The organism is Candidatus Latescibacterota bacterium, assembly GCA_019038625.1.
Classification (GTDB): Bacteria; Krumholzibacteriota; Krumholzibacteriia; order Krumholzibacteriales; family Krumholzibacteriaceae; genus JAGLYV01.
Window position 1 is genome coordinate 19861 of sequence record JAHOYU010000024.1, and the last position, 11923, is coordinate 31783.

The following is an 11923-nucleotide window of genomic DNA, read 5'->3' on the forward strand; positions in this document are numbered from 1 at the left end:
CCGCGAGTGTCGCTCGCTATGATTCAGATTTGCTGTCGAGCCAGTCAGTCAACGCGAAAACGAGATGTTCGACTGCGGTGATGACTTCTTTCCTCTTCGCAGGTTCTATCCTGTCAATGATCTCTCTGTGCATCTTGATCGATGATCGCTTGATCTGGGCCATCACCTTCTTGCCTTGATCAGTGAGGACGACATCGATGTTTCTTCTGTCCTGAAGCGATATCCGTCTCTCGACAAGGCCCTGATCCTCAAGACCCGCGATTATCCTGGTCACTCCGCCCGGTGTGATACCAAGTCTTCCGCTAAGCTCCTTCATGCCGTGCGACCTGGTATCCACGAATTGCATAAGACAATTGTAATCTCCCGAAGATATCCCTTCACTTGTCACAAAGTACATATCCTTGAGACAACATTTCTGCCTCAGTTCGAATATCAGTTCCGCCATCTTCGATACCTGATCGTCTTTTTTACTGGCATTCATTTCACACCATCATTAGTTGCAATGCAATAATATTATCAATATCAATAATTGACAATCTAAACTATTCCTCCGGAACCTGTCAAGCGATTCCGAAGTCCCCCACGGAGATGCTTTTCATTGACTTGGGTTTTATTGGTGCTAATATTACCGTATGAGTATAAGAGATTTCCACAATATTTTTGCTTTTTGTAAACATCGGGACTCCCTCGTGAGTTGGCTGAACCGATCCAACGGACTCTAATACACTCTCTACCTCCCCGTCAGGCGCGTGCCTGACCGGAATCTGCGGTCGATTTTCCGAAAGATCGACCAGTAGATCTACTCGAATTCAAACAATCTTTGCATTTCAGATATTCAGGCCGGAAGACGGTCGAAAAGGAGAATAATGAAAACGATCATTCTTGGAGCGGGACTCGTGGGTGGCCCGATGGCGATCGACCTGGCCGGCGACAGTGGATACGAAGTGACTATTACTGACAGGGACCAGAACGCACTGGACGCTCTGAGCGACCAGGGTGACATCACTCTCATCCGGAAGGATCTTTCTGACCCCGCGGATGTGACCTCTCTCGTATCGGATTATGATATCGTTATCAACGCGGTACCGGGGTTTATGGGTTTCCGTACACTCAAGGCTATCATCGAGGCGGAAAAAGACGTCATCGATATCGCCTTCTTTCCGGAAGACCCTTTCGCCCTCGATCCCCTGGCGCGCGAAAAAGGAGTCACAGCTATCATGGACTGCGGCGTAGCGCCCGGGATGAGTAACATTCTTGCAGGCTACGCTCACAATATCCTTGATGAGACCGACACCATCCTCATCTACGTAGGCGGACTGCCCGAAGTCAGGCAATGGCCCTGGGAGTACAAGGCAGTCTTTTCTCCTGTGGATGTCATAGAGGAATATACCAGACCTGCCCGCTATGTGGAAAACGGTACGCTGGTCGTCAGGGAGGCTCTCTCCGATCCGGAACTGATCGAGTTCCCGAGGATCGGTACACTCGAGGCATTTAACAGCGATGGGCTGAGAACGCTGGGCAATACACTAAATGCAAACAATATGAAGGAAAAGACCCTTCGATACCCCGGGCATATTCAGAAGATGGCCGTCCTGAGGGACACAGGATTCTTCAGCCAGGAAGAGATCGAGATAAACGGCTCCCGAATCAGGCCTCTCGACTTCACGGCAAAACTGCTTTTCCCGAAATGGAAGCTCGAAGAAGGAGAGATCGATATCACCGTCATGCGAGTAATCGTCGAGGGAACCGGAAAAAGCGGGAAACTCCGTTATACCTGGGATCTCTATGACCGTCTGGATGAATCCACCGGCATCCACTCCATGGCCAGAACGACCGGATATACAGCGACGATGGCAGCAAGGATGATAGCGGAAGGACTGTTCTCGAAGAAAGGCGTGTCACCCCCTGAGATAATTGGTCTTCAGCCCGAATGCGTCGAATTCATCCTTGATGGATTAAAAGAACGCGGCATCATCTACTCTGAGAAGATAGAAGAACTCGGTTGACCCTGGCAGTCTGCAAGCAGGGAACAGCGATCGGTCCATGAACGATATCAACGGCCTGTCTCGCTCAGCATGTATACCGCGAAGGAGGCAAGCCAGTGTTCGCCCTCGTAGTTACCACTCGCTATATGCCCGAGTGTGGCCCCGGCATGGAGTTCGGCGCTCTTCCTGAGTACGGGCCCCGCCGGGTGTCCTACGGGAAGAGCTTTCGCGATTCCGAGCATGCACCATGCTCTGCTCAGATTGAGCCCATCGAGATGAACGATCTTCGGATCGGTTCTGTCTGAGACTTCCGCGGGAAGCAGAAGCGACTCAGGTCGCCCGCTGCTCAGACCGGGCAGAAATCGGTCCAGCCATACCGCGAACTCCTGCTGATCGAGCACCCTTCTCATAAGGTCGGCTTCCATCAGGCACGGGGAAAAGAAATCGTCCCCATCAGGCTCCCACGCTCCAGGGCAACCAGTGTCGAGAAAAAAATAGTCTGAAGCTTTCCTGAGAAGAAGTTCTCCCAGTTCCGCGTCGCTGACCGATCTAGCATAATCCAGGGCAAAAGCGATCCCGAACGCCGTGTTGGGATGCACTCCCCTGCGGATCGGATATTCCTGCCTGGGCAGAAATTCCATATACCGGTCCCTGATCGCCGATACCAGAGGTTCGATCGTACCGTGCAGTTCCAGAAGTTTCGAGTCGTTCGATTGCCCGAGTTCTTCGGCCAGCTTGAGAAGCCAGGCCCACCCGTATGTTCGCTCGAACGAGACCCTTCTCTCATCCATGAAATAGGCTGCTTCCACTTCGATATTTTTCGCCGTGAGGTTTCTGATCAGGACATCTCTGATCTCTGGAGCCTCCGGAAGATCGGGATACCTGTTCAGGACGCGTGCGAGTAACCAATGGCCATGCACCGACGAATGCCAGTCGAAACATCCATAAAACGATGGGTGTAATCCAGTTGGAGCAATCACCTCATCATCATTATAGGCCACATGTCCATCTTTGTTAGGGAACTCACGGTTGACGCAGGCAAGCGCTACCCGTGCGAATGACGAAGCGGCATCGCGTGAAAGACCTCCGGAGAGGATTCCGCCTGAGACGCCAGCTCCGGGTATGACCGCAAACAGAATAAAGGCGAGGAATAACCATATGACCCTGCGTGCTGACCCTGGGATCAGGCCTGGATATCTCATCCTTCCCATACTTCCGGCTCCAAACTGCCCATAGAGTTGACCTCGATCCTGTAGGGAGTCACCTTGACGATAGCGTAATTCGGGTCGTCCGGCCCCTTGAATATATTCACTAACTGGTCGTTCCAGAAAGCTTCCTTCTCCGCCGGATCCGTCAGTATCTCTGCTTTCTCCTGGATCTGGATATAGTTCTCCCACTTCTCCGGATCGTGGACCCCACAGTTAAGATGGACTTCCGTGTTGCATACTTTGCTCAAGTTTTCAGGGTTTCACGAAGGCGTTGGATCATGCTCTTCTTCTCAAGACATTCCTCCATCGCTGTCAGGGCCGCAAGCGCATCACAACCGGCTTCTTCAAAAAGGTCCTTTGTACAAATCTCGAAAGCGTTCCATATCGGATTCAGGGCCTCCACAACGGAAGCACCGGCAGGAGTGAGTGAAAGTATCCTCTGCCTCCTGTCTATATCACCAGTCTCCACTTCGACTATTCCTGCTTTCACCATGTCACCATATACCTGGCTGATTGCCGGTGGAGAGATCCCGAGAGCTTCTGCCATGTCAGTCACAGTCATCCTCTTGTGCTTTGAAAGCATGACACCGACCAGAAACCAGCTGTCGTTGAAAGTGATCCCCTGCTCGAGATAGACCTGCGAGACTTCCGCTTTCAATCGATCACTCAGTCTTTTCATCCTGCTCGCAAACGCGAACGCCCCAAGCTCCTTTAAAACATCGGTCAAAATTGCCCCCTGTCAATAAAGATGTCTGTATCCTATCCGAGCCCTCTTCCTCATGGATTTTTTAAATTCATCCACAGTCGCTTTTCTGTACCTCGGTTGGCTGTCGTTCTTACGAGCATAATCGATGTTTTCTCCATTTACAAAATCATCGATCGGCGACATCCCCTCAAATACTGAAAAAGCGTCAAAGACTATATATCCGTCACAAAATGTTTCGAGACTGAACTCCTCGTATCCCCTGCTGTAGATACTTGTCTCCCCCTCCAGACTGCCGAAAGGAGTGCCGTGTGTGTCGAACCCGGCCGGCAACACTCCTTTTCCGAGAGTGGTGATCAGCACATCTATAACTCCGTCGACCGGATATATCTCCATCTTTCCGTAGCCCCTCGTCGGCCTCCAGGGACCATGAAGAAAAACGGTAATCGCGCGTTTTCCGATCTCACGGTAGATGAAATTGCCCATCCTGTTTTCTTCGAACCTGATGAACTCTCCATCTCCATCGCATATTGGCTGAAGATATTCGGTGAACGCGTGATGGATCCCACTGTAGACGACTGCTTTTTCGCCCCGGGCGATGACTTCGTCCAGGATGATACGCGCCCAGAATTCCTCACCTCCACCCTGCCATACCTTTCTCATTATCTCGCCGCTCTGCCTGTCATCCTTCCTGGTGACGAAACTCCAGTCGGGCGAATCGTTCACCCCGATTATCCGGAAAGGCCTCATGGAATCTTTCGAACTCCTGTTCGATTTCCATGCTGCCTTGAACACATCGACATATTCCTGAAATCCCCAGTGGACGTTATGCCTGAAAGTTATCTCCCTCGCCAGGGCCTCATCCCAGATCTCTTCCGCCAGCAGACTATCGATAAGTCCCTGGTCCTCCCTTCTGGCAAACTCCGTACAAAGTGAATATATCCCCATCTGATGCAGAAAGGGGATCAGTCTCTGAATAAAGACAAGGTTATGCCGCACACCATGGATCTCTCCGATGAAGACCAGATCGTGCTCGTCTAACTTATCCGCGATATACTCATACGGATCTCTTGCGTTCTCCTCCAGATGTGTCCGCAGAGCCAATAGTTTTTCGGGTTCCACGTCAGGATGATCCAGCCTCGCCGAACACGAGACAAGGACCAGCACGAACACGAACGCGCATGCCATGAGCATCGTCTTGAATCCAGGTTTACACTTACCGATCATCTGTCACGACCCTGTTCTATGGGTTCACTCCATATTTCTCACGGTAGTATCCCATTATAGCTTTACGGTCACCATCCGACATCTTCCCCGAAAACCAGTTGTGATCGGGCATCGACATGTATTCATCGGTAACTCCGTGAAGCAGTTCCTCCGCTTCTGGAATCAGTTCCAGATAGAACCTTTCGGCGATCTCATAAAACCCGTGCCACTGGACGTAATCGGGGCCGCACATCGCGGCACCGTTTCTGGCCCTGCGGCCCTCGTGATGCCAGAGATAGAAATATGTCCACTCAATCTTCTCGTTGAACGGCGTATCATCCAGTTTTCCGGCCGCCCTCAGCTTGTCCATTATCGCCTTCGCCGGAATGACAAACTTGTTGTTGTACAACTCCACGACCGCATCGAACTGCGCGTAAAACCCCTCGATATATGCCGGATTGTGACAAGTCATGCAGACATCTTTCATCGCCAGCCGTTTCCTGTGGTCACTCTCTGTCTTCTTCGATATGGGTGCCCTGATATTCCACGAAAGCCTCAGGCCGATATCGTGACTGCTGGGCTGGGTCGGAGTCGCGGAGACATGACATGTCGCGCAGACCGGCGCCGACACATAATCGACACCGACCAGCCATGGTTCGACTTCCATATTCATCTGATCTTCATGACTTCGGTAAGCGATATTATGCTTCGACTCGGTATAGATCTCCATCTGTGGATGATCCGGGCCCAGATGACATTTGCCGCAGGTCTCCGGCGTCCTGACCTGTTTCAGGCTGAAATCGTGACGCGAATGGCAGGCGGCACAGCAACCGGCCGTCCCGTCCGGATTGATACGCCCTATCCCGTAATTCGGCCATGTCTGTACCGTAGCTCTGCCCCCGTCATGGATCTCGACTTCCGAACCGTGACATTGCTGACAGCCCGACACATTAGCGGCGAAACCCTCCACGACCTCTCCCAGATAGTTGTCGAGAGATCCGAGCACCGCTCCCGCCTTGGCATGGTGAGAAGCGAGGAACTGGGTCTTCTGGACCCCGTGGCATTTTCCGCAGTCGTTGGGTGAGACGATCGACGATACATAGTGGCCGTTGAAATGTTCTATCGCGTCGGGCTCTCCCTCTTTCGCTCCATGACACTCGAAACATCCCACACCAGCTTCGGCCATCTTTCCACTGCGCCATTGAGCGACTATTGCTGGCTGCTTCTTCGTGTGACATTCGAGACAGTCCTTCGTACTTGCGGTCACGTACGCCAGGGATGTCGTTGCTTCGGGAACCCTCTCGTTGTCGAAACACCCGTTTACAGCTGACGTAACGACCATCAGCGTCAGGACGACCAATATCATCTCTTTTTTCATACTTATCTCCCTTTCCTGCTGCCGGGATCAGAACTTGTCAAACAGGACCCTCTCTTCAGGGACTCCCTTTTCCTTCAGGACCTCCATCACCGCTTCTATCATGATAGGTGGCCCGCACAGGTATGCTTCTGAATGTTCACCCTCTCCCAGATGTTTTTCCATCAGTGAATGAATAAATCCTCTGGCCCCTTTCCACTCGGGATCCTCTTCCGAGAGGGCAGGATAGTAATGAAAATTTGGGTTTTCAGTTTCCATCTTCTCGAAGACATCGTGATAATACAGGTCTTTCCTGGTCCTGCAGCCATAATAGATCTCTATCTCCCGATCCATTGCATGCGACTTCCAGTACTCCACGATAGATTTGATCGGAGCCAGGCCCACACCTCCCGCTACACAGATTATCCTCCTGCCGGAGTCGGCATCGAGGAAGAAATCCCCATAAGGTCCGGAGAAGAAAACCGGATCTCCCTCTTTCAGCGAATGCATGTATTCCGACCCCAGGCCTTCGGGAATAAGTTTGACGTTCAGTTCGATATGATTGTCATCATCTGGATTGGAAGCTATCGAGTAGGCCCTGTAATCGGTGGTCCCATCATTGTCGAGCTTAATCTGGACATACTGACCGGGCCTGAACTTTATCGTCTCGTCGCCTGTGATCTGGAACCTGATCTTTCTTATGTCCGATGTGACCAGCTCTGTCGAGACGATTTCCCCCTCGTATTCCTGTATTTCAAGATATTCCGGAGGCACTTCGATCTTCATGTCTCCGCGGACCTTCACCTGGCAGCTGAGTCTGAATCCCTGCCTCGTTTCTGCGGGCGAGAGGATCAATGCCTCTGTAGGCAGGACATCGCCTCCACCCTCTTTCACGACCAGCTTGCAGTAACCGCAGGTCCCCTTCCCACCACAGGCCGAAGGGATGAAATACTTGTTCTCAAAAAGTATCCTCAGCAGGCTCTGGCCCCCGGACGCCCTGAATTCCTTGTCCTCATTCATCGTGATCGTGACTTCACCGTACGAAGCGATGATCCTCTCGAGGATGATCAGCAGTATCCCGATCACGACCGAAAAGACATTAATAAATATCAGTGATTTAATTATCATTATTCGTTCTCTGCCGCTCATCCGAAGCGGCCCACCGATTGTCAGAGGCTCGCCATCCCCGTGAACCCTATGAAAGCAAGCGCCATTATGCCCGCGAGGATGGCCGTTATCCCGGGAGCTGTAAAATTCTCGGGCGGATCACTGAAGATCAGTTTCTTCCTCAGGCCACCTATAGCTATGATCGCAAGCATCCAGCCGACTCCAGAACCAAAACCAAAGACGACAGTCTGCCAGAAATTGTAGACCCTCAGCATCACGAAGAGTGATACTCCGAGGATCGCGCAATTCACCGTGATAAGCGGAAGAAATATTCCAAAAGCCGCGTACAAAGCGGGCGAATACCTGTCGAGGAATATCTCGATCACCTGCACGAGAGCGGCAATCGTGACGATAAAGACAAGGAACTGCAGATACTGCAGCCCGAACGGTATCAATACGTAGTGGTTGATCAGGTAGTTGGCCATCGCTGTGACGGTCATGACAAATGTCACCGCCATGCCCATCCCGAAGGCTACCTTCACATTTTTAGATATCGTCACAAAAGGACACATTCCGAGGAAATATGTAAGGGCGATATTACTTGTCACTATCGAAGCGAACAAGAGAAGTAAAATATTCATTTCGCCCTCCTCTTCCTGATCGTCGTGATCACCAGTATGTAGGTCCCCAGCGCAAAAAACGCCCCGGGTGGTATCGAGAGAAGCGCGGCAGGAGTAATAGTCTCAGGGATTACCCTGAACCCGAAAAGAGTCCCGAACCCGGCAAGTTCCCTGAAGAAGGCCAGCATCATCAGCGAGAATCCGTATCCCAGACCGACTCCGAGAGCATCGCTGATCGCCAGTTTTACTGAATTGTTGATCGCGAAAGACTCTGCTCGCCCCATGATGATGCAGTTCGTTATTATCAGTGCCACATATGGCCCCAGGGCCCGGCTGATATCGGGAAGAAAGACCTTCAGCACGAGATCTACCGCAATGACAAGGCTGGAGATGATGAACATGTAAGCTATCATCCTCACCCTGTCGGGGATCAGGTGTTTTATCGATGATATTATGATCGAATTGACGAGGAGGACCACTGTCACCGAGAGGCTCATCACGAGGGCATTGAGCATGAGGTTCGTCACTGCGAGGGCCGAACACAGCCCGAGGATCATTCCGAATATCGGATTGTTATGCCATAGTCCCTCGATGAAGACGTTCCAGTCCTTCGACTTGAAAAGCCTGTACCCTTTTTTCGGGACTTTCAATCCGCTGGTCTCGGCCATCGGTCCTACTCCTCTCCTTCACCCTTGCCGAATGCCTTGTCCATCTCGATCACTCCCCTGTTGATTATCTTCTCAACAGACCTCGAAGTCACACTTGCGCCGGTTATCGCGTCGACCTCGTTCGGTCGTGAGGCAAACTTTACTACCTTCAACTCCGGCCTGACCTCCACCCCCCTGAAGCGCTCCAGAAACTCTATCTCCGTTATCCTGCCACCCAGTCCTGGAGTCTCGGCCTGGGATATCACTCTCAGTCCGTACATCTTTTCGAACCCCGGAGAAAAAGCGAGAAGAAGCTCTATCTGGCTCCAGAGCCCAGCCCCGATCGTCTTGAATACGACAGCTCCTTTTTCAACAGTCCTGGATATGTAATAGACGGTGCTTCCGACTGTCCGTATTTCGAAATTCTCAAGAAAGACCTTCTCTATGTCGTCCTCAGCGGCTTCAATGCCGAACAATTCGAGGATCGTACCATACAACCTCACATTGAAAACGGTCGAGGCCTTCTCATATCCGAGCTGGGCCCCCGCGAGAAGAAGCGTGCAGAGTGTAGAGGTAATAACGAGAAAGAGGATGATCTTGACATTCTTCATTGACAGCACCCCTTCACTGTCGTCCCGTTTTTCGTATTATTGTCATCATCCGGCCTGCCGTACTTTGCCTTGATAAAACCCTCATCTATGATCGGAGAGAATACATTAGCGAAAATCACGGCAAAAAACACTCCGCAGGGGAATGTGGAAAAACTTCTTATAAGGAATGCTATGATCCCGGCCAGCAGCGCCGTAACGTACCTGCCGCCTTTTGTCCGGGGCGCGGTCCTTCTATCGGGAAAGACGAAGAATCCGGCAAGCAGCAGGTTGCCGGTCAGGACCATGTATGGATCTCCAAAGACTCCAGGCATGATCCACTCACCAGAAAAAGACAGGCCTGTTACCGTCCCGAGAAATATCAGCGATGACCTCACATCTACGGCTTTGAAAAGATATAACAGAAGACCGCAACCGATCACCAGTAATGGCACAGCCATCCCGGGCGTCTGCGGGACGTTTCCGTACAGGAGGTCAGTCAGTGTCACTGAACGTTGCGCCTCGAGAAAAATAATAGGGTGATCGATTGTCAGTACAGATGCCGCATACCTGGAATAGCCGGTTATCACATCTGGAAAAGGCAGCGACCATCCAAAGCCGAAAGCCCTCGAATAGCTGAGTGCCGCGAAAGTCCAGCCAAGAGCAACGGGCGAGGCTAGGTGATTACCATATCCACCGAAAAATGCGACTCCGATCACTGTACCGAAAAAGACAGACGCGGCAAGCATCCAGAGTGGAAATACGGGAGGCAGCACAAGAGGTATGAGTATCCAGGAGACAAAACCTGTGCCGAGCAGTTCTTTCTTCCTGATCTTGGAGGCGATTACCTCAGTAAGCAAGCCGACAGCAATAGAGACCGCCAGGGCGATCAGGACTCTGAGGCCGTACCTTCCGACAGCGGCAAAATATAGTGGCAGGCATACCAGTGCGATGACGATATCGTTGCGAGCGGGATGTTTTTTGTATCCACCCAACCTCAACACGACACCTCCCCGTCTCGTTCAGACTCTACCTGATCGAGAGCTTTGGTCAGTCTTCCATGAAGGTCGATATCCGACGGACAGACAAAAGAGCAGAGTCCACACCTTGTGCAGCTTATCAGCCCCAACATCAGCGCTTCGTCTAAATTGTCGGCACGTAGATTATGCCAGAGCAGACTTGGATCTATACCCGAGGGACAGACATCGACGCATTTAAGACAGTTCGAGCAGGGATATTCTTTCCGATCCCTTTCTTTCAGCCGCCGCATCGTCGCTTTATTCCCAAACCAGGGGAATCCTGATATACCTGAGTTCTCTGGTGAAAGTACATACCCCGTACCTGTAAAAGTCACAAGGGAGTTATCAGGGCAGGCAATATCGTTCTCGAGGTCATAGGCCCGGCCGGTAACAGGGTGATACGCTCTTGTTTCGGGATTTTCCGAAATGAAGGACTTTATCTCTTCCCGGGTATCGAAAACTTCATTTATCTTTTTCCCGGCCGGAAGAAAAAAACTGAAAATGTTATCAGGATCGATGAACACGGAGAATAAAACAGATTCTTCATGCTTTCTTTCCCGACAAAGGACAGCCAGCCTCCTGAACTCGGGGGCAGTCAGCGGAATTGCATTCCTTTTTCCAGTCTGAGGCGAGAATACTACTTTCTCCTCCTTGAATATCTTCTCTTCACCGAGTCCGGATATCTCAATACTATTGAGACCGAAACGGTCTCTCACGGTCAGTACATCATCTTTTAGTTCGGGAAAGAGAGAGTCACAAAGCGTTCCGGGACTTGGGCCGAACGGGTCTCCCGTACTGAACCGGACGGACAGTCTTTTATGATCCATCGCGCATATATATGGGTGTTTTCGGGGAAAGAGAAAGCACAGTACACTTCCGAGATCCTTATCGCATTCAGCCCCGTCCGAGATGATGTCGAAAGGAACCTGTATACTTTTGCAGGATTGAAGCTCGAAGTGTAACATGCGAACCATTCTAATAAGAGGACAGTCATCGTTCAAGGACAATATTCAGGAATAGCGGACAACATGGACAAAATCATAAGCCGATATCATTCACCATCTTCACCCGACGACTCATCCGGAAGATCTTCAGTCTGTGGTTCGCTGAGAAAAAGCAGGCTGTCGTATGCCGACGCGTAAGTCACACCAAGCAGTGGAGTGATGAAAAAATTGAATATCATCGAGCCGACTACACCGATCAACTGCATACCTGTGAGCGATGGAAGAATGACCAGCCCGAAAAGCCCCATCATCAGAAGATAATAGACTATCAGCTTGCCTTCGTGTCCGGCCGTGATCCTCCAGCTGCCCTTGAGTGTATCGGCCAGGTCCGTATCCTTGTCTACGATCAGGAACATCCCCATGCCGAGCCTGATCGTAGCGTATAATCCGGGAAGGATAAAAAGAACCGAACCGACAAAGACTATAGACGCTATGACCGCTGCCGGAAACCATACTTTAAGAAAGGAATTGAACGGTCTTAAT

14 protein-coding genes are annotated in these 11923 nt (G+C 51.2%); 1 reads left to right on the top strand and 13 read right to left on the bottom strand.

The window, feature by feature from the left end; all coding sequences use genetic code 11:
• Nucleotides 1-16: 16 nt before the first annotated feature.
• Entirely contained in the window at nucleotides 17-481 is a 465-nt protein-coding gene (locus KOO63_01510) for a MarR family winged helix-turn-helix transcriptional regulator (GenBank protein ID MBU8920512.1), read from the bottom strand.
• Between the two features lie 385 nt (nucleotides 482-866).
• On the opposite strand from KOO63_01510, the gene KOO63_01515 reads away from it, so the two are divergent.
• Nucleotides 867-2006 (top strand): saccharopine dehydrogenase family protein, encoded by a 1140-nt coding sequence (locus tag KOO63_01515; GenBank protein MBU8920513.1) that lies wholly within the window; start codon nucleotides 867-869, stop codon nucleotides 2004-2006.
• 47 nt (nucleotides 2007-2053) lie between these two features.
• On the opposite strand, the gene KOO63_01520 is transcribed toward KOO63_01515, so the two are convergent.
• The 12 genes from KOO63_01520 to KOO63_01575 form a co-directional block, all read right to left on the bottom strand.
• Nucleotides 2054-3196: a DUF2891 domain-containing protein gene (locus tag KOO63_01520; GenBank protein ID MBU8920514.1), complete on the bottom strand. Its 1143-nt coding sequence runs from the start codon at nucleotides 3194-3196 to the stop codon at nucleotides 2054-2056.
• Nucleotides 3184-3441, bottom strand: coding sequence for a pyridoxamine 5'-phosphate oxidase family protein (locus KOO63_01525; GenBank protein MBU8920515.1), 258 nt, complete (start codon nucleotides 3439-3441; stop codon nucleotides 3184-3186). The genes KOO63_01520 and KOO63_01525 overlap by 13 nt, the downstream gene beginning before the upstream one ends.
• Nucleotides 3438-3920 (bottom strand): MarR family transcriptional regulator, encoded by a 483-nt coding sequence (locus tag KOO63_01530; protein MBU8920516.1) that lies wholly within the window; start codon nucleotides 3918-3920, stop codon nucleotides 3438-3440. Before KOO63_01530 ends, KOO63_01525 begins: the two co-directional genes overlap by 4 nt.
• Nucleotides 3921-3932: 12 nt before the next feature.
• Nucleotides 3933-5123 (bottom strand): ChaN family lipoprotein, encoded by a 1191-nt coding sequence (locus KOO63_01535; GenBank protein ID MBU8920517.1) that lies wholly within the window; start codon nucleotides 5121-5123, stop codon nucleotides 3933-3935.
• A gap of 16 nt (nucleotides 5124-5139) precedes the next feature.
• Nucleotides 5140-6480, bottom strand: coding sequence for a hypothetical protein (locus KOO63_01540; GenBank protein MBU8920518.1), 1341 nt, complete (start codon nucleotides 6478-6480; stop codon nucleotides 5140-5142).
• A gap of 27 nt (nucleotides 6481-6507) precedes the next feature.
• Complete coding sequence (locus KOO63_01545) at nucleotides 6508-7584, bottom strand: 2Fe-2S iron-sulfur cluster binding domain-containing protein (GenBank protein MBU8920519.1); 1077 nt, start codon at nucleotides 7582-7584, stop codon at nucleotides 6508-6510.
• Nucleotides 7585-7625: 41 nt separating this feature from the next.
• Nucleotides 7626-8204: a hypothetical protein gene (locus KOO63_01550; GenBank protein ID MBU8920520.1), complete on the bottom strand. Its 579-nt coding sequence runs from the start codon at nucleotides 8202-8204 to the stop codon at nucleotides 7626-7628.
• On the bottom strand, nucleotides 8201-8851 hold the full coding sequence (locus KOO63_01555) for a hypothetical protein (GenBank protein MBU8920521.1): 651 nt from the start codon (nucleotides 8849-8851) through the stop codon (nucleotides 8201-8203). Before KOO63_01555 ends, KOO63_01550 begins: the two co-directional genes overlap by 4 nt.
• A 5-nt stretch (nucleotides 8852-8856) precedes the next feature.
• A complete protein-coding gene (locus KOO63_01560; protein ID MBU8920522.1) occupies nucleotides 8857-9441 on the bottom strand; it encodes an FMN-binding protein in 585 nt (194 codons plus the stop codon).
• The gene (locus tag KOO63_01565) at nucleotides 9438-10418 is read right to left on the bottom strand and encodes an RnfABCDGE type electron transport complex subunit D (protein ID MBU8920523.1); all 981 of its coding nucleotides are present in this window, start codon (nucleotides 10416-10418) and stop codon (nucleotides 9438-9440) included. Before KOO63_01565 ends, KOO63_01560 begins: the two co-directional genes overlap by 4 nt.
• Nucleotides 10415-11401, bottom strand: a complete 987-nt coding sequence (locus KOO63_01570) for a hypothetical protein (GenBank protein MBU8920524.1) — start codon at nucleotides 11399-11401, stop codon at nucleotides 10415-10417. The genes KOO63_01565 and KOO63_01570 overlap by 4 nt, the downstream gene beginning before the upstream one ends.
• A gap of 86 nt (nucleotides 11402-11487) precedes the next feature.
• The coding region (locus tag KOO63_01575; GenBank protein ID MBU8920525.1) for a hypothetical protein at nucleotides 11488-11923 on the bottom strand (436 nt) is incomplete at its 5' end.